General features: G+C 59.9%; 19 protein-coding genes. 14 read left to right on the top strand and 5 right to left on the bottom strand.

From position 1 onward, the window contains the following. Positions 1-157: 157 nt before the first annotated feature. Complete coding sequence (gene epsC / locus KGA97_RS09375) at positions 158-1,084, bottom strand: serine O-acetyltransferase EpsC (RefSeq protein ID WP_008032476.1); 927 nt, start codon at positions 1,082-1,084, stop codon at positions 158-160. 192 nt (positions 1,085-1,276) lie between these two features. On the opposite strand from epsC, the gene KGA97_RS09370 reads away from it, so the two are divergent. From KGA97_RS09370 to KGA97_RS09320, 11 genes are all read left to right on the top strand, one after another. After that, complete coding sequence (locus KGA97_RS09370) at positions 1,277-2,269, top strand: D-cysteine desulfhydrase (protein ID WP_008032477.1); 993 nt, start codon at positions 1,277-1,279, stop codon at positions 2,267-2,269. Between the two features lie 307 nt (positions 2,270-2,576). Further along, positions 2,577-3,377: a cystine ABC transporter substrate-binding protein gene (tcyJ, locus tag KGA97_RS09365; RefSeq protein WP_008040169.1), complete on the top strand. Its 801-nt coding sequence runs from the start codon at positions 2,577-2,579 to the stop codon at positions 3,375-3,377. Next, the gene (gene tcyL / locus KGA97_RS09360) at positions 3,377-4,042 is read left to right on the top strand and encodes a cystine ABC transporter permease (protein WP_008040170.1); all 666 of its coding nucleotides are present in this window, start codon (positions 3,377-3,379) and stop codon (positions 4,040-4,042) included. The genes tcyJ and tcyL overlap by 1 nt, the downstream gene beginning before the upstream one ends. A gap of 4 nt (positions 4,043-4,046) precedes the next feature. Beyond that, positions 4,047-4,802, top strand: coding sequence for an L-cystine ABC transporter ATP-binding protein TcyN (tcyN, locus tag KGA97_RS09355; RefSeq protein ID WP_192226725.1), 756 nt, complete (start codon positions 4,047-4,049; stop codon positions 4,800-4,802). A gap of 474 nt (positions 4,803-5,276) precedes the next feature. Next, positions 5,277-6,041, top strand: coding sequence for a hypothetical protein (locus KGA97_RS09350; RefSeq protein ID WP_223480655.1), 765 nt, complete (start codon positions 5,277-5,279; stop codon positions 6,039-6,041). A gap of 390 nt (positions 6,042-6,431) precedes the next feature. Next, complete coding sequence (locus tag KGA97_RS09345) at positions 6,432-7,673, top strand: SfnB family sulfur acquisition oxidoreductase (protein WP_207285578.1); 1,242 nt, start codon at positions 6,432-6,434, stop codon at positions 7,671-7,673. Between the two features lie 23 nt (positions 7,674-7,696). Continuing rightward, on the top strand, positions 7,697-8,890 hold the full coding sequence (locus KGA97_RS09340; RefSeq protein ID WP_223480654.1) for an SfnB family sulfur acquisition oxidoreductase: 1,194 nt from the start codon (positions 7,697-7,699) through the stop codon (positions 8,888-8,890). Continuing rightward, positions 8,890-10,248, top strand: a complete 1,359-nt coding sequence (locus KGA97_RS09335; RefSeq protein ID WP_192226718.1) for an LLM class flavin-dependent oxidoreductase — start codon at positions 8,890-8,892, stop codon at positions 10,246-10,248. Before KGA97_RS09340 ends, KGA97_RS09335 begins: the two co-directional genes overlap by 1 nt. A 120-nt stretch (positions 10,249-10,368) precedes the next feature. Then, a complete protein-coding gene (locus tag KGA97_RS09330) occupies positions 10,369-11,178 on the top strand; it encodes a MetQ/NlpA family ABC transporter substrate-binding protein (protein ID WP_223452780.1) in 810 nt (269 codons plus the stop codon). A gap of 2 nt (positions 11,179-11,180) precedes the next feature. Beyond that, a complete protein-coding gene (locus KGA97_RS09325; protein WP_223480653.1) occupies positions 11,181-12,302 on the top strand; it encodes a methionine ABC transporter ATP-binding protein in 1,122 nt (373 codons plus the stop codon). After that, a complete protein-coding gene (locus KGA97_RS09320; protein ID WP_223480652.1) occupies positions 12,292-12,936 on the top strand; it encodes a methionine ABC transporter permease in 645 nt (214 codons plus the stop codon). The genes KGA97_RS09325 and KGA97_RS09320 overlap by 11 nt, the downstream gene beginning before the upstream one ends. Positions 12,937-13,013: 77 nt before the next feature. Here KGA97_RS09320 and KGA97_RS09315 read toward each other — a convergent pair whose 3' ends face one another. Continuing rightward, on the bottom strand, positions 13,014-15,803 hold the full coding sequence (locus KGA97_RS09315; RefSeq protein WP_223480651.1) for an RHS repeat domain-containing protein: 2,790 nt from the start codon (positions 15,801-15,803) through the stop codon (positions 13,014-13,016). 508 nt (positions 15,804-16,311) lie between these two features. Here KGA97_RS09315 and KGA97_RS09310 point away from each other — a divergent pair. Further along, positions 16,312-16,677, top strand: a complete 366-nt coding sequence (locus KGA97_RS09310; protein ID WP_008032502.1) for a DUF6124 family protein — start codon at positions 16,312-16,314, stop codon at positions 16,675-16,677. 170 nt (positions 16,678-16,847) lie between these two features. Further along, entirely contained in the window at positions 16,848-17,474 is a 627-nt protein-coding gene (locus KGA97_RS09305) for a class I SAM-dependent methyltransferase (RefSeq protein WP_223480650.1), read from the top strand. A 135-nt stretch (positions 17,475-17,609) separates the two neighbouring features. On the opposite strand, the gene KGA97_RS09300 is transcribed toward KGA97_RS09305, so the two are convergent. The 3 genes from KGA97_RS09300 to KGA97_RS09290 are packed head-to-tail and all read right to left on the bottom strand — an operon-like array spanning position 17,610 to position 22,827. Continuing rightward, positions 17,610-20,663, bottom strand: a complete 3,054-nt coding sequence (locus KGA97_RS09300; protein WP_223480649.1) for an efflux RND transporter permease subunit — start codon at positions 20,661-20,663, stop codon at positions 17,610-17,612. After that, a complete protein-coding gene (locus KGA97_RS09295; protein WP_008032507.1) occupies positions 20,660-21,727 on the bottom strand; it encodes an efflux RND transporter periplasmic adaptor subunit in 1,068 nt (355 codons plus the stop codon). Before KGA97_RS09295 ends, KGA97_RS09300 begins: the two co-directional genes overlap by 4 nt. Further along, complete coding sequence (locus KGA97_RS09290; RefSeq protein ID WP_223480648.1) at positions 21,724-22,827, bottom strand: efflux RND transporter periplasmic adaptor subunit; 1,104 nt, start codon at positions 22,825-22,827, stop codon at positions 21,724-21,726. Before KGA97_RS09290 ends, KGA97_RS09295 begins: the two co-directional genes overlap by 4 nt. Positions 22,828-22,939: 112 nt before the next feature. On the opposite strand from KGA97_RS09290, the gene KGA97_RS09285 reads away from it, so the two are divergent. Further along, positions 22,940-24,136: an AAA family ATPase gene (locus KGA97_RS09285; RefSeq protein WP_008040215.1), complete on the top strand. Its 1,197-nt coding sequence runs from the start codon at positions 22,940-22,942 to the stop codon at positions 24,134-24,136. Positions 24,137-24,225 lie beyond the last annotated feature (89 nt).

Below are 24,225 nucleotides of genomic sequence, written 5' to 3'. Positions count from 1 at the left end.
GGTGGATGCCATTGTCTTGGTTTGTCTTGAAACCATTCGCGGGCAAGCCTCGCTCCTACAGGTTTTGTGTCGCTCACAAAATTATTGTTCGACACAAACTTTGTAGGAGCCGGCTTGCTGGCGATGGCGTCTGAAAGGCCGCTAAAGCCTTCGGGCCCTACTTCTGCGTCCCATCATCATGCTGCAAATTCGCCTGCGTCAGGTTGGCCCCTGCCGGCACACTGCGGGTCAGCCAGACATTGCCGCCAATGGTCGAACCCTTGCCGATGGTGATCCGCCCCAGGATGGTCGCGCCGGCATAAATCACCACATCGTCTTCAACAATCGGATGCCGCGGATGGCCCTTTTGCAGCTGACCATCTTCATCCGCCGGGAAGCGTTTGGCGCCCAGTGTCACGGCCTGATAAATCCGCACACGCTCGCCGATGATCGCGGTCTCGCCGATCACCACGCCCGTTCCGTGATCGATGAAGAAGCTGCGGCCGATCTGCGCGCCCGGGTGAATGTCGATACCGGTCGCCGAGTGCGCGATTTCTGCACTGATCCGCGCCAGCAGCGGCAGCCCGGCACGGTACAAATGGTGGGCGAGGCGATGGTGAATTACCGCCAGAATCCCCGGATAGCACAGCAGCACTTCATCGACGCTGCGGGCCGCCGGGTCACCGTGATAGGCCGCCAGCACATCGGTGTCCAACAGGCTGCGCAGGCCCGGCAGGGCGAGTGCGAAGTCCTGGATGATCTGGATTGTTTTGGCTTCGACTTCAGTGTCGGCCGAGGCACTGTGGCGGGCGGCGTAACGCAGTTCGAGCCGTGCCTGTCCCAGCAATGCATTCAACGCGACGTCCAGCGTGTGACCGACGTAGAAATCTTCACTCTCTTCACGCAGGTCGACCGGCCCCAGGCGCATCGGGAACAACGCCCCGCACAACGCTTCAAGAATCTCCGCCATGGCCGCTCGGGAAGGCAACTCGCGGCCACCCTGCTCGCCGCTGGCGCGGCCGTTTTGTGCACGCCACTCGTCACGCGCCGTGCGCAGTTGGCTGACGATGGTCTGCAATTGCCAATGGCTGGAACGCTCGCTCACGGTAAAAACTCCACACGGGCGGCCGGACTGTCTGGCCGCACTGACGGCGATTACTTTACGGCAAGGTCTGGAAACCGAATTAAGAACTGATTGTGCTGTGCTCAGCACTTTTGGCTATAAGTAATCTTGCCGGTTGCCCATGCATTTGGGCGTGCCTATAGTCCTGACATCTCTCACCGCCAGTACGGACCCATGATCAAACAACAGCTCGCCCGTTTTGACCGCCTCGATCTGCTCGGCCACCCGACCCCTCTGGAAAAACTCGAACGCCTGTCAGCCTGGCTGGGCCGCGACGTGTACGTCAAACGCGATGACCTGACGCCGCTGGCGATGGGCGGCAACAAGCTGCGCAAACTCGAATACCTGGGAGCCGATGCGCTGGCCCAGGGCGCGGACACGCTGATCACTGCCGGCGCGCTGCAATCCAACCACGTGCGCCAGACCGCCGCCCTCGCCGCCAAACTGGGCCTGGGATGCGTAGCGTTGCTGGAAAATCCTTTGGGCACCGAAGACGCCAACTATGTCGGCAACGGCAATCGGCTGCTGCTTGACCTGTTCGATGCCAAGGTCGAGCTGGTGGACAACCTCGACAACGCTGACGAGCAACTGGAAGCATTGGCCGCACGCCTGCGCAGCAACGGCAAAAAACCGTATCTGGTGCCGATTGGAGGCTCCAATGCGCTGGGCGCCCTGGGTTATGTGCGCGCCGGGCTGGAATTGGCCGAACAGATCAAGGACACCGGCCTGACCTTCGCCGCCGTCGTGCTGGCATCGGGCAGCGCCGGGACCCACAGCGGCCTGGCGCTCGCGTTGAGCGAAGCACTGCCGGATTTGCCAGTGATTGGCGTGACGGTTTCACGCAGCGAAGAAGATCAGCGGCCGAAGGTTCAAGGCCTCGCCGAACGCACCGCAGCGCTGTTGGGCGTCAGCCTGCCAGCGAGTTTCAAGGTTGAGTTGTGGGACGAATATTTCGGCCCGCGCTATGGCGAGCCGAATGCCGGGACGTTGTCGGCGGTAAAACTGGTCGCGAGCCAGGAAGGCTTGTTGCTGGACCCGGTGTATACCGGCAAGGCGATGGCGGGGTTGCTGGACGGGATTGGGCGTCAGCGTTTTGATGAAGGACCGATCATTTTCCTGCACACCGGTGGGGCACCGGCGTTGTTTGCCTACGATTCGGCGTTCTGAGAGCGCTGCGCGCTCTATCGCCAGCAAGCTGGCTCCTACAGGGTTCGTGTTGAATAAAAAATCGTGCACGCCCCTGTAGGAGCCGGCTTGCCGGCGATAGCGGTCTAACCGATACATATTCCTTTAAAGAATAACAAACGTAATATTTATTATTTTCCTATCTATAAGCACCATCATATAGTCACGCCGCAGGCGAATTTGCAGCGAGACGCATACGCTGCTTTAGGGCAGGATATCGCAGTCGTCCAAATCCCGATTTTGCCAACATTCCTAAAAGCGTCTTCATAAGAAATCACAGGGGCTTGTCATGAATTTTTCCGCACTACGTCGAAATCTGCTGGTGGGTTCGCTGGGCCTGGCGCTGAGCGCCGGCCTGCTGGGGCAAGCGGTTGCCGGTGAGCAACTGCAAAAAATCAAGGACGCTGGCGTGATCAACGTCGGCCTGGAAGGCACTTACCCACCGTTCAGCTTCGTTGACGCCGACGGCAAACTGACCGGCTTCGAAGTCGAGTTCTCCGAAGCCCTGGCCAAAGAGCTGGGCGTGAAGGTCAAACTGCAACCGACCAAATGGGACGGCATCCTCGCGGCGCTGGAATCCAAGCGTCTGGACGCAGTGGTCAACCAGGTGACTATCTCCGAAGAGCGCAAGAAGAAGTATGACTTCTCCGAGCCGTACACCGTTTCCGGGATTCAGGCGCTGGTGCTGACCAAAAAAGCTGCCGAGCTGAACATCAAGTCTGCCGCCGACCTGGCTGGCAAGAAAGTCGGCGTAGGCCTGGGCACCAACTACGAGCAGTGGGTTAAAGCCAACGTGCCGACCGCTGACGTGCGCACCTACGAAGATGATCCGAGCAAATTCGCAGACCTGCGTAACGGCCGCACCGACGCCATCCTGATCGACCGCCTCGCCGCACTGGAATACGCCAAGAAGGCCAAGGACACTTCCGCCGCCGGCGAAGCGTTCTCCCGTCAGGAAGCCGGTATTGCCCTGCGCAAAGGCGAGCCTGAGTTGCTGGCAGCAGTGAACAAGGCCATCGACAAGCTGCGTGCCGACGGTACGCTGAAAAAGCTTTCGGAAAAATACTTCAGCGCTGACGTCACCAAATAATGGGAGAAGCTTTCCAACTTGCGCTGGACTCCGCGCCCTTCCTGCTGAAGGGCGCGTACTACACGGTAATCCTCAGCCTGGGCGGGATGTTTTTCGGCCTGGTGATGGGGTTCGGCCTGGCGTTGATGCGCCTGTCGCGCTTCAAACTGGTGAGCTGGCTGGCCCGCATCTACGTGTCGTTCTTTCGCGGCACGCCGTTGCTGGTGCAACTGTTCGTGATCTATTACGGCTTGCCGCAACTGGGTATCGAACTTGATCCGCTGCCGGCGGCCCTGATCGGCTTCTCGCTGAACATGGCCGCGTACGCCTGCGAAATCCTGCGTGCCGCGATCAGCTCCATCGAGCGTGGCCAGTGGGAAGCCGCCGCGAGTATCGGCATGACCCGCGCGCAGACATTGCGCCGGGCCATCCTGCCGCAAGCGATGCGCACGGCATTGCCGCCGCTGGGCAACAGCTTCATCTCGCTGGTCAAGGACACGGCGCTGGCCGCCACCATTCAGGTGCCGGAACTGTTCCGTCAGGCGCAGCTGATTACCGCCCGGACTTTCGAAATTTTCACCATGTATCTTGCCGCCGCGCTGATCTACTGGATTCTGGCCACGGTGCTCTCGCACCTGCAGAACAAGTTGGAAGAGCGGGTCAATCGGCACGACCAGGAGTCCTGACCCCATGATTGTCGTGGAAAAACTGACAAAGCAGTTCAAGGGTCAAGTAGTGCTTAACGGCATTGATCTGGAAGTGAAGGAAGGCGAGGTAGTGGCAATCATCGGGCCGAGCGGCTCGGGGAAAACCACGTTCCTGCGTTGCCTGAATTTTCTCGAAGAACCCTCCAGCGGCCGGATCAAGGTCGGTGACATCGAGATCGATGGCAGCCGCCCGTTGAACCAGCAGCAGGGCCTGGTGCGGCGCTTGCGTCAGCACGTCGGCTTCGTGTTCCAGAACTTCAACCTGTTCCCGCATCGCACCGCCCTGGAAAACGTCATCGAAGGCCCGATCATCGTCAAGAAGATCGCGCACGCCGAAGCCGTTGCCCTGGGTAAAAAGCTGCTGGCCAGGGTTGGCCTGGCAGGCAAGGAAGACGCGTACCCGCGACGCCTTTCCGGTGGACAGCAACAGCGTGTGGCGATTGCCCGTGCGCTGGCGATGGAACCGGAAGTGATTCTGTTCGACGAACCCACCTCGGCACTCGATCCGGAGCTGGTGGGGGAAGTGCTGGCGACCATCCGCAGCCTCGCCGAGGAGAAGCGCACCATGGTCATCGTGACCCACGAAATGGGCTTTGCCCGCGACGTGGCCAACCGCGTGGTGTTTTTCGACAAGGGTGTGATTGTCGAGCAAGGCGAAGCCAAAGAATTGTTTGCCCATCCGAAAGAAGAACGGACAAAACAGTTTCTCAGCAAGTTCCTGAACAACGCTCAACACTGAGCAGCCATAACCGCGACATAAACTTCCACGGATGGAAGTTACATCGAAACTTCGTACCCTCTTCAACCGCCACTCAAACCACTCTTACAATTTAACCCTCTTTCAATAATCGCGTGCGGTACATATATATGTCCTGCGACAGATTATCCTCGCCTAAAATCCACAAAACACTTGCGCATTGCCACACGAACAACCGGCGCCTCCCACCGCAAAAACCGCTGATTCGGTGGGTATGTTCGACAAGTCGATGGGGCTTCCGGACCTGAAAGCGTAGGAGCTTTCTGAATAACGAAAGATTCGTTACTTAACTAACCAACTCTATTGACACTTATTCCAGCGCACTCTTATCTAGTCTCCGGTAAACGAACTCATCACGTTCAATCGTTGTTCATACGCAAGTAATGAGTCGTTTGTGGCTCGGCCAATCAGTTCTTTCAGAAACGGACTTCGCTGCAAGACTTCAAGGAGAAACCCATGAAACATATTTCGAAAAAACCCGAACTTGCGGCACCGACCGTGGAGCAATCCCACCGGAGCGGCATCAACATCACCTCGGCTTCTCACCTGCTGATCGCCGTCGCGCCTTATCCCGGCATGGACGAAGGCGACTTGATCGAACTGTTCTGGGACAACTGCTACGTGGCCTCCAGGGTGCTGAACACCCTGGACGTCGGCAAATCCGTCAGCCTGCGCGTGCCGCAAAGCTTCATCGCCAACGGCTCCTCTCGCATTCACTACCGGCTGATGCAGGTCGGCCATGGGCCAGCGCTGTCACCGACAACCTGCGTGCAGGTCAAGCTCGACTGCCCGGGAGGCCAGCCCTCTGCCCTGTACGGCGATGAAATCCAGAGCCTGGCGCCGGTGAGCATTCCCGAAACCATCCGCCGTCAGGGCGTCAACCCGAACCAGATCAAGCGCGGCGTTCCCTTGACCATCGAGCCGTACCTGAACATGGCCATCGACGATGAAATCACCCTGCGCTGGGGCGATGTGCGCATGGACCTGCCACGGCTCAAGGCCGGCGATGTGGGCCAGCCGATTCAGGTCTGGGTGCCGCCGGCGATCATTCTTGAAGCCGGCGAAGACCTGCGGCTGGAAGTGACCTACTGCATCCTCGACCGCGTGGGTAATAACTCTCGCTGGGCGCCGGCGCGTACGTTGAAGATTGGGTGTGCCAATCCGTATTTGAAGGTCCGGCCGAAGGAAGTGCTTATGGCCGCAGAATCCAACAATCGCTGAAACCCACGCCCCCTGTAGGAGCGAGCCTGCTCGCGATGGAGGTTAACGATGACGCTGACTACCTGAATGAACGCGCTGCCTGCACGTTTTTCGCGAGCAAGCTTCGCTCCTACAAAAGCCGATCGCTGGGTGTTTCTGTTGCTACAAGAACAAAGTGTTGCACTGCGTACAGTTGCTCACGACACACTTCTATCCATATTCCTAAAAGTTAGTTTATTTAATTTTTATACACGCTTAGGGTATATAAACCGGACCACCGGACATTCTTGTTTTTACTTCGCCGCCACCATCGCGGCGTTCCATGAGATGTGAGGTAGGTATGGTCCGGAACACAATCACCCCAGTGCAGATCGCCAGGGCATTGCGTGCAGCAGCCAAGGAGCGGCACTGATGTCCAGTCTGGCAGATGCAATCGTCCAGAGTGATCTGGACATCGCCCCGTTGTTGTTGCCCGCGCAGGTTTTGCGCAACGACGCACAAGCAATCAAGGCCGCCCATGAGCTGGCGCAGGTCGCCCGCCAACAAGCGGCTAAACGCGACCGTCAGCGCAAGCTGCCGTGGTCGGAAATCGAACAGTTCACCCGCAGCGGCCTGGGCAGCATTGCCATCCCTCGCGAATACGGCGGCCCGCAGGTTTCGTTCGTCACCCTGGCCGATGTTTTTGCGATCATTTCCGCAGCCGATCCGGCACTGGGGCAGATCCCGCAGAACCAGTTCGGCATTCTCAACCTGGTGCTCGGCAGCGCGACCGAAGCGCAGAAAAAACAGCTGTTCAAAAGCGTGCTCGAAGGTTGGCGCATCGGCAATGCCGGGCCGGAGCGCGGCACTAAAAACACCCTGGAACTCAAGGCACGGATCACCGCCGACGGCGACGGATTTGTCATCAGCGGGCAGAAGTTTTACTCCACCGGCGCCCTGTTCGCCCACTGGGTGGCGGTCAAGGCGCTGAATGACGACGGCAAGCAAGTACTGGCCTTCGTCCGTCGCGGCACACCGGGCTTGCGGATCGTTGATGACTGGTCCGGTTTCGGCCAGCGCACTACCGCCAGCGGCACCATTTTGCTCAACAACGTGCGGGTCGACGCCGAGCTGGTGGTGGATAACTGGAAGATCAACGACAAGCCGAACATCCAGGGCGCCGTCTCGCAGCTGATTCAAGCGGCCATCGACGCCGGCATCGCTCGCGGCGCCATCGACGACGCCATCGAATTCGTGAAAACCCGCGCTCGCCCATGGATCGACGCCAAGGTCGAACGCGCCAGCGATGATCTTTATGTGATCGCCGACATCGGCAAACTGAAAATCGAACTGCACGCCGCCGAAGCGCTGCTGCGCAAAGCCGGGCAGGTGCTCGATCAGGTCAACGCCGCGCCGCTCACCGCCGAGTCCGCCGCCCGAGCCTCGATTGCCGTGGCCGAAGCCAAGGTGCTGACCACCGAGATCTCGCTGCAGGCCAGCGAAAAGCTCTTCGAACTGGCCGGCAGCCGCGCCACCCTCGCCGAATTCAACCTCGACCGTCACTGGCGCAACGCCCGCGTGCACACGCTGCACGATCCGGTGCGCTGGAAGTATCACGCCGTCGGCGCCTATCACCTCAACGGCACGCTCCCCGCTCGCCACTCCTGGATTTAACGACCAGACACCTGGAGAAACACATGACAATTTCTCACCACGTCGCGGTCATAACCAGCGATGAGCAAGCCCTGATCGTCGCCAGTGACCTGGCCGAAGACTTCAAACGCGACAGCGCCCTGCGCGACCGTGAACGCCGTTTGCCGCACCCGGAACTGGAAGTGTTTTCCCGCTCGGGCCTGTGGGGCATCAGCGTGCCAAAAGAGTACGGCGGCGCCGGGGTTTCCAACGTCACGCTGGCCAAGGTGATCGCCTTGATCGCCCAGGCTGACGGCTCCCTCGGGCAAATTCCGCAGAACCATTTTTACGCCCTCGAAGTGCTGCGCGTGAACGGCAGCGCCGAGCAGAAAAAACGTCTCTATGCAGAAGTGCTGGCCGGCCAGCGTTTCGGCAATGCACTCGCCGAACTCGGCACCAAAACCGCCCACGACCGCGTCACCGGTCTGACCCGCGACGGGGACGGCTATCGCATCAACGGCCGTAAGTTCTACGCAACAGGCGCGATCTACGCGCAGCGCATCCCGACCTCGGTGGTGGATGAAAACGGCGTGCAGCAACTCGCATTCGTACCACGCGACAGCAAAGGCCTGACAGTCATCGACGACTGGAGTGGTTTCGGCCAGCGCACCACCGGCAGCGGTTCGGTGGTGTTCGAAGACGTCTTTGTGGCCGCCGAAGACGTGATCCCGTTTCAAAGCGCCTTCGAACGCCCGACCCCGGTCGGCCCGTTGGCGCAGATTCTTCATGCAGCCATCGACACCGGCATCGCCCGCGCCGCCTATGAGGACGCGCTGCATTTCGTGCGGACCAAAACCCGGCCATGGATCGACGCCACACACGAAAAAGCCATCGACGATCCGCTGACCATCAAGAGCTTCGGCCACCTGAGCATTCGTCTGCACGCCGCCGAAGCCCTGCTGGAACGGTCCGGCGAATTCCTCGACAAGGCTCAAGCCGACACCAACGCACAGACCGTTGCCGCCGCGTCGATTGCCGTCGCCGAAGCCCGCGCCATCAGCACCGAAATCTCCCTTGCCGCCGGCAGCACGCTGTTTGAACTGGCCGGCAGCCAGGCGACCCTGATCGAACACGGACTGGATCGCCATTGGCGCAACGCTCGGGTGCACACGCTGCACGACCCGGTGCGCTGGAAGTATCACGCCGTGGGCAACTACTACCTCAACGATGAAAACCCTCCGTTGCGAGGGACCATCTGATGGCCGGTGAGAAAAAGAAGATCCTGCTCAACGCGTTCAACATGAACTGCATCGGGCACATCAATCATGGCTTGTGGACGCACCCACGGGACACCTCCACCCAATACAAAACCATCGAGTATTGGACCGAACTGGCGCAGTTGCTGGAGCGCGGTTTGTTCGACGGCTTGTTCATCGCTGACATCGTCGGCGTGTACGACGTCTACCAGAACTCGGTGGACGTACCGCTGAAAGAATCGATCCAGCTGCCGGTCAACGACCCGCTGCTGCTGGTCTCGGCGATGGCGGCGGTGACGAAAAACCTCGGTTTCGGCCTGACCGCCAACCTGACGTACGAACCGCCGTACCTGTTCGCCCGACGCATGTCGACGCTCGATCACCTGAGCCGCGGCCGGGTCGGCTGGAACATCGTCACCGGTTACCTCGACAGCGCCGCCAAAGCCATGGGCCTGAGCGAACAAGTGGAGCACGACCGTCGTTACGACCAGGCCGACGAATACCTCGAAGTACTCTACAAACTCTGGGAAGGCAGTTGGGAAAACGGCGCGGTGCTCAACGATCCGCAGCAACGGATCTACGCGCAGCCCGACAAAGTGCACAAGGTCGAACACAAGGGCGAGTTCTATCAAGTCGAGGGTTATCACCTCTGCGAACCTTCGCCGCAACGCACGCCGGTGCTGTTCCAGGCCGGCAGTTCGGATCGCGGTTTGCTGTTCGCCGGGCGCCACGCCGAGTGTGTGTTCATCAGCGGCCAGAACAAACCGTCGACCAGGGTTCAGGTGGACAAGGTGCGCGCCAGCGCCGTTGAAGCCGGGCGCAATCCTGAGGACATCAAGGTGTTCATGGGGCTGAACGTGATCGTCGGCGCCACCGAAGAACTCGCTTGGGCCAAACACGCCGAATACCTGAGCTACGCCAGTGCCGAGGCCGGCGTGGCGCATTTCTCGGCATCGACCGGGATCGATTTTTCCGAGTACGCCATCGACGAACCGATCCAGTACGTGAAGAGCAACGCGATTCAATCGGCTACCAAAAACCTGCAAAACAACGACTGGACCCGGCGCAAATTGCTTGAGCAACACGCCCTCGGTGGCCGCTACATCACGGTGGTCGGTTCACCTGAGCAAGTGGCCGATGAGCTGGAATCGTGGATCGCCGAGACCGGGCTGGATGGCTTCAACCTGACACGAATTGTCACGCCGGAAAGTTATGTGGATTTCATCGAACTGGTGATTCCCGAGTTGCAGCGGCGTGGGTCGTACAAGACCGCTTATGACGACGGCAGCCTGCGGGAGAAGCTGTTTCACGCAGAGGCGCACTTGCCTGAGCAACACACCGGCTCCGCGTTTCGCCGCTAAAAGCTTCGCGAGCAAGCTTCGCTCCTACAGGGGATCGCAGTGCCTTTGTAGGAGCGAGGCTTGCCCGCGAAGAGGCCCGACCAAACACCCCAAATTTATGCACTGACTGGAAAAAACATCATGACCAAGAACTACTTCTCTCACCCAGTCAAAGCACTGGCCCTGGCCCTCGGCCTCTTCAGTTCCATCACCTTCGCCGCCGACGCGCCGCTGAAAGTCGGCACCACCGCCGCCTTCGCCATCCCGCTGGAAGCCGCCGTCGCAGAAGCCAATAAACAAGGCCTGAAAGTCGAACTCGTCGAGTTCACCGACTGGATCGCGCCCAACGTCAGCCTCGCCGCCGGCGACATCGACGTGAACTACTTCCAGCACGTGCCGTTCCTGGAGAACGCCAAGGCCGCCGCCGGTTTTGACCTGGTGCCGTTCGCACCGGGCATCATCAACAACGTCGGCCTCTACTCGAAGAAATACAAAAGCTTCGACGAACTGCCGGAAGGCGCCAGCGTCGCCATCGCCAACGACCCGATCAACAGCGGTCGCGGCCTGCAACTGCTGGCCAAGGCCGGCCTGATCACACTCAAACCGGGCGTCGGCTATAAGGCCACCGAAGAAGACATCATCGCCAACCCGAAGAAGATCAAAATCCTGCAAGTCGAAGCGGTGCAACTGGTGCGCGCCTATGACGACGCCGATCTGGTGCAGGGCTACCCGGCCTACATCCGCCTGGCGAAGACCTTCGATGCCGGTTCCGCGTTGCTGTTCGACGGCCTCGATCACAAGGAATACGTGATCCAGTTCGTGATCCAGCCGAAAAACAAAGCCGACCCGCGCCTGATCAAATTCGTCGACATCTACCAGCATTCGCCAGCCGTTCGCGCAGCGTTGGATAAGGCCCACGGCAAACTCTATCAAGCCGGTTGGGAAAGCTGAGAATGACGGCCGCGATCCAACGGCGACTGGATATTCCAGAGCCTCAGCAAGCTAAACAGACCGAACTGCACCCAGACCTGAATCGTGCTCACGTACGCTTCATCGGCCTGGGTAAAACCTACAACGGCCAGCAAGGTCCGGTGGCGGCGCTGCACGGCATCGACCTGGCCATCCAGCGCGGTGAAGTGTTCGGCATTATCGGCCGCAGCGGCGCCGGCAAGTCGTCGCTGATCCGCACCATCAACCGTCTCGAACAGCCGAGCACCGGGCGCGTGCTGATCGATCAGGTGGACATCGGCGAGTTCGATGAAGACCGCCTGGTGGCGCTGCGTCGGCGCATCGGCATGATCTTCCAGCACTTCAACCTGATGTCGGCCAAGACGGTTTGGCAGAACGTCGAATTGCCGCTGAAAGTCGCCGGCGTGCCCAAGGAAAAACGCGAGCAGAAAGTTCGTGAGCTGCTGGAACTGGTCGGCCTGCAAGAGAAGCACAAGGCCTACCCGGCGCAGCTTTCCGGCGGTCAGAAACAGCGCGTCGGCATCGCCCGCGCGCTGGTGCACGACCCGGAGATTTTGTTGTGCGACGAAGCCACTTCGGCGCTGGACCCGGAGACCACGCAATCGATCCTCGGCCTGCTGCGCGAGATCAATCAGCGCCTGGGCCTGACCATCGTGCTGATTACTCACGAGATGGCGGTGATCCGCGACATCTGCGACCGCGTCGTGGTGTTGGAGCATGGCCGCATCGTTGAGCAAGGCCCTGTGTGGGAAGTCTTCGGCAACCCGCAGCATGAGGTCAGCAAAACCTTACTGGCGCCGTTGCAACACGCGTTGCCGCAGGAGCTGCAAAGTCGTCTCCAAGCGCAACCACAGTCGTCCGACGCCGCCGTGGTCCTGCGTTTGCAATTCACCGGCAGCGCCACCGACGAACCGGATCTGGCCGCGCTGTTCGCCGCCCTCGGCGGTCGCGTGCGCTTGTTGCAAGGTGGCGTGGAACGGATTCAGGGCCATGCGCTGGGGCAATTGCTGCTAGCGGTGACCGGCTCGCCGCTGGGCGCGGTAGAACTGCATCAACGCGCCGGCAACTGGGCACAACAGGTGGAGGTGCTGGGTTATGTGGTTTGATCGGTTGCTGCAAGGTTTCATCGACACGTTTTTGATGGTTGGCGTGTCGTCACTGATCGCGCTGCTGGCGGGGATTCCGCTGGCGGTGATCCTGGTTACCAGCGCCAAGGGCGGGATCTACGAAGCACCGGCGCTGAACCGCGCCTTGGGTGGGTTCGTGAACCTGTTTCGCTCGATTCCTTTTTTGATTTTGATGGTGGCGTTGATTCCGTTTACCCGGCTCATCGTCGGCACCACGTATGGTGTCTGGGCCGCTGTAGTGCCGCTGACGATTGCGGCCACGCCGTTCTTTGCGCGTATCGCCGAAGTCAGTTTGCGTGAGGTGGATTACGGTTTGATCGAAGCAGCGCAGGCGATGGGGTGCCGGCGTTGGCACATCGTTTGGCATGTGTTGTTGCCAGAGGCGTTGCCGGGGATTGTCGGTGGTTTCACGATCACCTTGGTGACCATGATCAACTCGTCGGCCATGGCCGGGGCGATTGGTGCGGGTGGGTTGGGGGACATTGCGTATCGGTATGGGTATCAGCGGTTTGATAGCCAGATCATGTTGACGGTGATTGTGTTGCTGGTGGTGTTGGTGGCGGTGATTCAGTTGGGTGGGGATCGGTTGGCTCGGGGGTTGAACAAGCGCTGAAGCAAATGAAGGACCTCAACGAGGGGAGCAGTTCGCAAACACCTGCCCCTCCCGTTCAAGCAATAAATAACTAGCTGTCACTTCGCATATAGCTGACCCAATCGGTGGCCAAGAGATCGGAAAAATGAAGTTTTTTTGGTCTTATTCTGAACGAGTGGACGTGTGACTCGGCTGGTGCCAATGGACGGTTGCACGGGCTCAGCCAATGGTTTGGCAAGTCCCAACATAGATTCTTCATTGTAGATCTGCTGGGCAGTCATCCCTTTAGCCTCCATCTTGAAAATGATGCTCCGGCCATCACTTTCTCCAAATTTCGCTTTGGCGGCTTCCCAGACACCTTGTTCTTTGAGGTAGGTGATCAAGCCATTGAAATCTCGCTTGTACGTGTTCACCAGGCGCGCATACGTTTCGGGCGAGTCAATAGAATTGATTCGAAGTGTTGAATCAAACGACGAGCTCTCGGGAATCGGGGCATAGCTCACTGACTGGTGCTGCGGAGCAATCTCGCGAATCATCGCCTCAACGTCAATTGAGGATTCGGGTTTGTAGTGGCCGGAATGATTGTCGAAGATGAATTTTGATGAATCGTGTTCGTCGATTTTCAACCGTCCGGCAAAAACTGGAAGGCCCATCTCGGGCTGGATGCCCATGTGCTGAAAATACATATTGGCAAACAGACGCAGCTTGCCGCCCTGATCACGAAATGCAGCAATGGCATGTCCGAAAGATGATGGGTACCACTCGGAATTTTCACCCTCGAACACCTTCATACCTCGACCATGAACCGGGCCGGTACTCATGAACGTGTTTTTCTCATCATTCCAAATCAGCTCCTCGAACCATCCCGTGCCAATGGTTTTACTCATTGGGTTGACGATATCGTCGATAAAAACATCGACTGGAATCGATACCGTGCCTTGCCAGTCGTAGAAATTAATCGGGTTGTTCCTCACCATCGCATAGCGATTCAGCCCATCCTTGTCTCCTGCCGGGTCTGGGCACATCCAACGCTGCAACCACGGCGCGTAATACCGATACCCGTAATAATAGAGCCCTGTCGCATCGCGCTCTTTGCCCGAGTAGCGAATCGTTTTGTACTTCGCCACCAACGCATTTTTACCAGCCCAGCATGCGGTGCCGCCGAAGGCGTAATAGTGTTCCTGAGTCAGCACGCCTGCTTCATGATCCAGCTCCAATGTGCTGGAACCAAGGTGGTCGCAGAGGCTGTAACGCAGTTGATCGGCATGGGTTCCTTCGGGCCAGTGCAAGAACCGAACACTGCAACGTCCCGCTTCGATACTGATGACATGGCGCTCTTCGCCATCGGCCTGGCGGTGGATTTCCAGGTTGGGCAGGTAACGGACTTCAGAACGCCCTGTGCGGCCACTGGTCCGGTTGAAATGCACTTTGCGCAGCCGATGGCCGGGGCGGTCGTAGGCGTAGCCTTCGTAATCGTCGGGTTCATCGCCGCGCTTGACCAAGGTCACCCGGCTTAACTGGTTGCGGATGTCCCACGTCATGGTTTGGCCGCGCTGCAACTCCAGCTGATTGCCGCAGGCATCGAAGCCTGACTCGATTTCCGACTCACCGGGCAATGAACCATCGTCCCGCTGTGCCAGACTTCGGTTGCTTCGGGCGGAGGTGAACATCGAGAAACCGGGCGCACCGCTATGGTGGCGGGTGATCAGATTACCCGCCGCGTCGTACTCGAAGCGTTGGGTGTAATTACGTCGCTGATTGGGGTCCAGTGGTGTGGGCAGCAAGTCCGGCAATGTGGGTCCGTGGCTTGAGTTGGCGACTTCCCAGCCGCTGGCTTCGACAAGTTGGGACAGGCTGTCGTAGCGGTAACGATTGATCGGTTCGATGCGTTGGTTGTTGAACCAGGTAACGGCTTGGGCCTTGTCTTCCAGCTCGGTGATGCTGCCCACCGGATCGTAGGTGTAATTCAGGTCCTGCAACATCTTCTGACTTCCGACGGCGGCCACCAACCGAATCAACCGACCGTCATCGGCACCGTACTCGGCTTGCGTTTTCACACCATTGCCAGCGATTTCGCTTTCGACCTGGTCGTGGGCGTTGTAGCGGATGTCGCTGACCAGCTGTTGTGGTTGTCTGCCCTCTCCAGCCAGTAGCAGCCAGGTCTCACTCAGCTTGCCTGCCACGTCGTAGGCAAAGGTCCGGTTATTGCCCATGGCATCGGTCTGGCGCTGAATCTCACCCGAGGGAGAGAAGACGTGCCGCGTGACGAACGACTGATCTTCCAGCAACGCGTCCCGGGCCTCTAACTCGCTGGGCCAATCGGGTGGTTCAAGGTCGATCAGTAAGCATTGGTTTTCACTCAATTGCGAACCGGCCAAACCGTAGTCGGTGACGAAGCGGGTACCGGCTGGATTGTCATGACGGATCACCGCTGCACATTGGTTATGCACTGCGAATGCCGGAGCAGAGCCGCCGTAAGTCAATCGCTCGACCACGCGCGGTAGTGCTTCGGCGGGCTGTTCAGTGACGGCTATCGGACGTTGCTGATCGTCAAAGTCGATGTGACGCTGACTGCCTCTGGCGTCCCAGAATGAACGCAGCGAACCGGCCTGATTCAACAGGCTCAGTTGCCAACCGGCATCGACGCTGTCCGTCAGCAACGACTGGCCACTCAACCCATGGACCGTCACCAGATTCGGCTTCTGCGCAGACGCCCATAAACGGGGATCCCACGACTCGACCAAACGCCCCGCAGCATCGAAAACCTGCCGAGTGATGCGTGACGCAATCACCGTCTCGTCCGGATGTCGGCAGTAGCCCACGTGGCGAATCGCCAAGGCTCGCGGGTCCATGACCGACAGCGTCGGTGTGTGTGGGTGAGCGTTCACGGTATCGACGGTCCTTCGCTCGAGTGGAGATAAGACTGAGCCTTTTTAGACCGGGCCGATACTGTAAGAAGTAACAGGTAGCCGCACCGAGACTGTTGGGGGGGCGGAGGTTGAACAAGCGCTGAATCAAGGTTAGCGGTAGGAAACTCATTACAAATCGGGAAGTTTTCCCACAGAGAAATCAGCACTCCTACAAGGCCAATCCCTTTCATTTGCAGGACGTTTCCTAGATGATTCCGCACGCTTGCGCCTGGCAAATCCGCTGGCTAGTCTCGGTCCGTCACTGCTCATCAGTGATCGGGATTAGTAGCCCGGATCGATAGGTGCATAGCGTGTTCATGATCATGTCTGGCAATTTGCCGGATGCTGAATATGGTGGCTGCGCGTGGGGCACCTTTGGGTGCGCCGGTTTGCCTATTGACCGGTCTACTAACCTGCGCGCAGCCGCCACCCATCGTTTTAGTAGGCGAAAAGTGGCGGCTCCCATGCATCAATAGGAGCAACACAAGTGAAAAAACCAGTCCCCGATCCACCTCCCGAAACCTCAAGCAAAGACAACGACGATCCGCTTAAAGGTCGTTCAGCGCTTTACCACGCGATCGATTTTTACCTCACCCGCGAACATACCGGCGCGCCGGACGAACTGCGCTTCTACAACGTCAGCCAGGACGTGAACTTCGAAGACACGCAACTCTATGTCGCCGACCTTCTGCGCTGCGCCTCGGTCACCGCTTATCGGTGTGGCGATCAACTGAAAGGTGCCGACAGGGCCATGGTGTTCTCTATTTGGCATTTGCTGGAAATTGCCAAGGCGATGGTTGACCGGTCCATTGAATGTCTGGGGATGAAGCACACCGGAAACAGGCCTGAATAATCGGCCGGCAGTTAAATCGCCTTCGCGGGCAAGCCTCGCTCCTACAGAGGACCACATTTCCCTGTAGGAGCGAGCGGTGCGGCGATCCGACTTGCCCGCGAATGGCTGCGAAGCAACCCCGAACCTGATGGCGTATATTCGGCAAATCCCAATTGCCTGCGCAGCCCGCCATGAAACAAACCCCAGACGACCTTGAGAAAATCACCTCCACCACCCTCGGTCATTACAACTCGGTGGCCGAAGGTTTTCGCGAAGGGACGCGCGATCACGATGTCAGCCAGAACATTGATGCGCTGCTGCGGCATATTCAGGGTGAGCCGCCGTTCGACATCCTCGACTTTGGCTGCGGGCCGGGGCGGGATTTGCAGACGTTCACGCGCATGGGCCACACCGCGGTCGGCCTCGACGGTTCGGAGAAGTTTGCGCAAATGGCGCGCGAAGACAGTGGTTGCGAGGTGTGGCAGCAGGATTTTCTGAAGCTGGATTTGCCGGCTGAACGCTTTGACGGGATTTTTGCCAACGCGGTGCTTTTTCATATTCCGCGTCAGGAATTGCCACGGGTGTTGAAGGAATTGCGTGGGGCGTTGAGGCCGGGTGGGGTGTTGTTCAGTTCCAATCCGCGTGGTGAGAATCAGGAGGGGTGGAATGGGCCGCGGTATGGGGCTTATCACGATCTTCAGGCGTGGCAGGGTTTGCTGACCGCGGCGGGGTTTGTGGAGTTGGAGCATTACTACCGGCCGGCGGGGCTGCCGCGGGAGCAGCAGCCTTGGTTGGCGAGTGTCTGGCGTAGGGTATAAGGCTCCCAGAGCTGCGGTGGCTGAGCTAAAGCCATCGCGAGCAGGCTCGCTCCCACAGGGAACCGGGTCTGCCAGAGCGACTCGTTCCACTGTGGGAGCGAGCCTGCTCGCGAATAGAGCGCGAAGCGCTCTGCTTTACCGGGCCTCTTTTTTCGGCTCGCGAATCTTGTACCAGGCCACATACAGCGCCGGCAAAAACAGCAGCGTCAGCAACGTCGCGATGATGATGCCGCCGATCATCGCGTAGGCCATCGGCCCCCAGAACACTTCCCGGGCAATCGGGATCATCCCCAGGCTCGCCGCCGCAGCCGTCAGCAGAATCGGCCGGCGACGGTGTTCCGTGGCTTGCGCCACCGCATCCCACGGTGACAGCCCCTCTTTCTCCAGGGCGTCGATCTGCGTCACCAGAATCACCGAGTTGCGGATGATGATGCCGATCAGCGCCAGAATCCCCAGGATCGCCACGAAGCCCATCGGCGTGCCGGTGGGAATCAACGCCAGCACCACGCCGATCAGGCCGAGCGGCGCGACGCTCGCCACCAGGAACAGCTTCTGCACGCTGTGCAGCTGGATCATCAGGAAGGTCGCCATCAGGAACAGCATCAACGGCACCACCTTGGCAATCGGCCCTTGGGCCTTGCCGCTTTCCTCAACCGTACCGCCCGTGGCGACCTTGTAGCCCACCGGCAAAGCGGCGGCGAATTTGTCGATCTCCGGCTTCAGTTGCTTGACCAGATCGGTCGGCTGAATCTCGTCGCGCACCGCAGCCTTGATGGTGATGGTCGGCTTGCGGTCGCGACGCCACACCAGCGGCTGCTCCAGTTCATAACGCACGGTGGCGAAAGCCAGCAGCGGGATCGAAGTGCCGCTGGGCGTGACGATCTGCAGGTTCTGCAGGGTTTCCGGCGTACCGCGCTCCGCATCCACCGCGCGGCCCACGACATTGATCAGGTAGATATCGTCATCGACCTGCGTCACCGGCGCACCAACGACAATGCTGTTCATCAGGTTGGCCACGTCTTCCGACGACAACCCCAGTTGCCGCACCTTGTCCTGGGCGATGTCGATGCGCAGGACTTTGCCCGGCTCGTTCCAGTCGTAAATGATCTCACCGATGTGCGAGTTCTTGTCCAGCTCGGTGGCCAGGGCGATGGCGTGTTTGCGCACCTGGTCGATGTCCTTGCCGCTGACCCGGTACTGGATCGGCCGCCCGACAGGCGGGCCCATTTCCAGCGCCTGGACATAACTGCCGATGCCGACAAAATCCTTGCGCAAGCGTTCGCGCAAACGCTGACTCAGGGCTTCTCGCGATTCCAGGCCTTTGCTGACGATGACCAATTGCGCGTAGTACGGGTTTTGCAATTGCTGGTCGAGCGGCAGGTAGAAACGGATCGCGCCTTCGCCGATGTAAGTGCTCCAGCGCACGATGTCCGGGTCGTCCTTGAGCGTTGCTTCGAGCTTGTCGACGGCTTTGCGGGTTTCGGCAATCGAAGCGTTTTGCGGCAGGTTCAGGTCGACGAGAATCTCCGGCCGGTCCGAGGACGGGAAGAACTGGTTCTGCACGAACTGCATGGAAAACACTGACGCCACGAACAAGGCAATGGTGATGCCGATGGCCCACCAGCGATTGCGCATGGACCAGAGCATGCCGTAATTGAAGGCGCGACCGATGCGTCCAGGTTCTTCATCGTGAGGTTTCACGTTGGCGCTGAGGATGTGTACGCCGATCACCGGCGCGAACAACACCGCAACAACCCACGACACCAGCATCGCCACGGCAATCACCGCAAACAGCGTGAAGGTGTACTCGCCCGCCGAACTGGCGTTAAGGCCGATCGGTACAAAACCGGCCACCGTCACCAGCGTACCGGTGAGCATCGGGAACGCGGTCGAGGTGTAGGCGAACGTAGCCGCCTGCTCCTTGGTTTCACCCATCTCCAGCCGGGTGACCATCATCTCGACCGTGATCATCGCGTCGTCCACCAGCAGGCCGAGGGCGATGATCAGCGCGCCGAGGGAAATCCGCTGCATGGTGATGCCGCTGTATTCCATGAAGACGAAGACCATCGCCAGTACCAGCGGAATAGAACACGCCACCACTAGCCCGGCACGCACGCCGAGACTGACGAAGCTGACCACCAGCACGATCACCACCGCTTCGAACAGCGCGCTGGTGAAGCCGCCAACGGCTTTTTCCACCACGGCGGCCTGGTCGGAAACGTTGTACACACCGACGCCCACCGGCAAATCGGCGGTCAGGTCGATCATGCGCTGGTGCAGCGCCTTGCCGAAATCCTGAATGTTGCCGCCTTTCTTCATGGCAATGGCCAGGCCGATGGCCGGATGGCCGTTGTAGCGAAACTCCGGGGTCGCCGGGTCGACATAACCCCGACTGATGTCGGCAATGTCGGCCAGGCGATAGAAGCGATCGTTGAGCCGCAGGTTGACGTTTGCCAGGTCTTTCTCGGACGCGAACTGCCCGGTGGTGCGAATGGAAATCCGCTCTGGACCGGCTTCAATGACCCCGGCCGGCGTCACCGCGTTTTGCGATTGCAGGCTATCCACGACCTGACGCTGATCGATCCCCAGCGCCGCCAGTTTGCGGGTGGAGAAGTTCAGGTAGAGCACTTCATCCTGCTCGCCGACCATCTCGACCTTGCCCAGCCCCGGCACTTCACGGATCTCGGCGCGCACCTGCTCGACGTAATCGCGCAACTGGCGCATCGACAAGCCGTCAGCGGTAAAGGCGTACACCGAACCGAACACATCACCGAATTCGTCGTTGAACCCAGGCCCTTGCAGGCCCTTGGGGAACTGGCCGCGAATGTCGTTGATCTTCTTGCGCACCTGGTACCAGATTTCCGGGATGTCCTTGGCGCTGGTGGTGTCGCGCAGGTTCACGAAGACCGTGGACTCACCGGGCCGTGTATAGCTTTTCACATAGTCGAGGGAGTCGAGTTCTTCGAGCTTTTTCTCGATGCGGTCGGTGACCTGCTTGAGGGTTTCTTCCTGGGTCGCACCCGGCCAGCTGGACTGGATGACCATGGTCTTGATGGTGAACGAGGGGTCTTCCTCGCGGCCGAGGTTCATGTACGAGAACACGCCCATCAGCAGCGCGATGAACATCAAATACCAGACAAACGACTGATGCTTGAGGGCCCATTCGGATAAGTTGAAACTCCCTTTCATTGTGGGCTGTCCTCATCGATTTTCACTTTCTGCCCAGGCTTCAGGCTGTTCACACCGGCACTTACGACACGCTCACCGGACTTCACGCCGCTGGCCAGGACCATGGTGGAATCGGTGCGGCTGATCAGGCTGATGTCACGCGGGGAAACGGTTTGGGTCTGTGGGTCGATGACCCAGATCCGCGATTTGCCATCGACCTCTTGCAGCGCGGTCAGAGGCAGTTCGATGCGCGGTTTGATCGCAGAGCTGAGGGTGACGCTGATTGCCGTGCCCAGGCGAAACCCCGGTGGTGTGTCAGTCAGGGTCAGGCGGGCGCGACGGGTGCGGGTGGCGCTCTGGGCCTGGGGTTCGATTTCGCGGACGATGGCGGTGGTGGTGATGTTCGGTTCCAGTTGCACGGCGACCTGAAACACCACGTCTGCTGGCAACTGATCGACCAGCGTGTCGGGCAGGTCGATCACCGCTTCCTTGATGTCCGGCTGCGCCAGGGTCACCACTTGCTGGCCGGCGGTCACCACTTGCCCGGCTTCGGCGTTCCACGCGGTGACGATGGCTTTGTGGTCGGTGCGCAACTCGACATAATCGAGTTGGTCCTTGGCCTGATCGACCGCCGCCTTCGCTTGATCGAGGGAAGCCTGAGTGGTTTTCAGATCGGTCTGGGCGATGTCCAGTTGCGCCTGCGCACCGACCCCGCGATCGAACAGCTCCTGCTGACGCCGGGCGTTGGCCTGGGCGTTGATCAGTTGTGCCTGAACCTTCGCCAGATCGCCCTGAGCCGAGCGCAGCTGGTTTTGCTGATCGGTGGGATCGAGGGTCGCGAGCAAGGCGCCCTTCTCGACCTCGGCGCCGACATCGACGTTGCGACTGGCAATGCGCCCCGGTACGCGGAAGCCGACATTGGTTTCGTATCGGGCCTGGATGCTGCCGGCGAAGCGGCCGAGACTCTCCTCGCCCAGCGCCTGGACCTTGATCGACAGCACCGGACGCACCGGCTCTGGCGGCGGTTCTTCTTTCGAGCAGGCCACCAGCAACATTCCGGCGAACACCAGCAACACGCGCTTCATGGCTGGGCTCCCGCTGCTAAATCCTTGTAGGTGTTTTCGGCGATTTCCACTTTGACGCCGGGGTGCAGCAACTGACCGCCGGCAATGACGACTTTTTCGCCGCCCTTCAGGCCATCGCTGATAATGACTTTGCCGGTCAGGTAACGACCCACCGTCACCGTATGCAATTGCGCCTTGCCCTCGTCATCCACCAGCCACACGGCCGGTTCGCTGAGGTTTTTGGTCAGCGCCGACCATGGCAGCTCGATTGCGGATTTGCTCGGCGTCTTCGCCGTGCCGCTGATCACCGAGCCAAGCTGCATGCCTTCCGGCAGACCGTTAAGGGTGACCTTGACCTGCACCGTACCGGTCTGCGCGGAAACGGCCGGGGTGACTTCCCGAACCGTGCCCGTGGTCTTGATGGCCGGGTTATCGAGCAAGCTCACCACAATCGTTTTGCCCTCAGGATCCTCTGTCAGCAGCGACTCGTAGACGTTGAACACCGCGTCGCGCTCACCGTCGCGCGCCAGGCTGAAAATCGGCATCGTGGCCTGCACCACCTGGCCGACTTCGGCCTGCCGGGCAGTGATCACTCCCGGTGCATCGGCGATCAGCGCGGTGTAACTCAGTTGCTCGCGGGCGTTGGCCAGTTGCGCCTGGGCAGCCGTCAGCGCGCTCTGGCTGCTGCGCAATGCGGCCTGGGCAGAGTCGAACTCGCTTTGACTGGTGTAGCCCTTGGGCAGGAGTTTTTGCTGGCGGACGAAGGCGGCGGCGGACTGTTTGACCCGCGCCTGCTCGGCGACGACCTGCGCCTGGGCCGAGTCGACATTGGTTTGCAGGTCTTTCGGGTCGAGCCTGGCGAGCACTTGCTTGGCCGACACCCGGTCACCGACATCGACCGAGCGCTGGATGATCTTGCCGCCGACACGGAACGACAGCTCTGTCTGGACGCGCGCCTGAACATCACCGGTGAGGGTCACGGACGCGGCGTAATTCGCGGCGTTGACGACTTGCACGAACACCCGCGGACGATCCTTTTCGACCTGGGGTTTTTCCCCGCAGGCCCCCAGCAGGACAAGAAGACTCAGGCCAACCACTCTTTTCAATCCGGGACCAGCCATGCAGACTCCTTTGCGTCGTACGAACGTGCCAATGGCGATACGACTGTGAGCTTAGAACAGGGTTCAACAGGTGCACAGGTTTGCTGCACTCATAGCAGTAAGGAAGCTTCCAATGCTCAAAACCCTCGCGGTGGCCAATTACCGCTCGATCAATAAACTGGTGATTCCACTGGGTCGTCTGAACCTGATCACCGGGCCGAACGGCAGTGGCAAATCCAACCTCTACCGGGCGTTGCGCCTGCTGGCGGAAACCGCTCAGGGCGGCGTGGTCAATGCGTTGGCCCGCGAAGGCGGCCTGGATTCGACCTTCTGGGCGGGACCTGAAACCATCACCCGGCGCATGCGCAACGGCGAAGTGCCGATCGAGGCGACCGTTCGCCACGGCGTCAAACGCTTGCGCCTGGGGTTTGCCGGGGACGACTTCGGCTACTCGATCAGCCTGGGGCTGCCCGATTCCAATGGTCATTTCATGTTGCCCGGGCACAGCACCCCCATTGCGTCACGGTTCAGCCTCGATCCGCAAATCAAGCGTGAATGCCTGTGGGCCGGGGCGCATTATCGTCCGGCGAGCCTGCTGGTGGATCGCGACGGCCCGATGATCCGCACCCGAGCCAACCGCAGCTGGGACGTGCTGGCTCAGCACACGCCGACTTTCGACAGCCTGTTCGATCAGGTTGGCAGCTTGCGGACCTCGCCGGAGGTGCTGGAGATGCGTGAGTTCATCCGCCGCTGGCGCTTCTACGATCACTTTCGCAGCGACGCCGACGCGCCGGTGCGTCAGCCACAACTGGGCACCCGCACCCCGGTGCTGCACCACGACGGCAGAGACCTGGCGGCGGCGTTGCAGACCATTATCGAGATTGGCGACCCCGAAGCTTTGCGCAATGCCATCAGCGATGCGTTTCCCGGTGCGCGTCTGCATATCGAGCCGCTGGCCGGCGGCCGGTTCGCCATCGAGTTTTATCAGGAAGGGTTATTGCGGCCGTTGTCGGCGGCGGAGTTGTCCGATGGGACGTTGCGCTATTTGCTGTTGGTGGCGGCGCTGCTGACACCGCGCCCACCGACGCTGATGGTGCTGAACGAACCGGAAACCAGCCTGCACCCGGACCTGTTGCCAGCGTTGGCGCGCTTGATTATCCGCGCGTCGGAGCAGTGTCAGGTGTGGGTGGTATCCCATGCCCGGCGGTTGATTTCGGCGCTACAGGAAGATCCCGAGTGCAACTGCATCGTGCTGGAGAAAAATCTGGGCCAGACCGGGATTGTCGGGCAGCGGATGCTGGATGAGCCGGCGTGGCATTGGCCGGATTGAGCGGCGCCTGAAAAGGCTTCGCGAGCAGGCTCGCTCCCACAGTTGACCGAGGTGTCCCGACGGACGCGGTCCAATGTGGGAGCGAGCCT

The organism is Pseudomonas sp. BF-B-15 (genome assembly GCF_019946675.1).
GTDB classification, from domain to species: domain Bacteria; phylum Pseudomonadota; class Gammaproteobacteria; order Pseudomonadales; family Pseudomonadaceae; genus Aquipseudomonas; species Aquipseudomonas migulae.
Note: the sequence above shows the minus strand (reverse complement) of the source record. Positions and strands in the feature narration are given on the sequence as shown.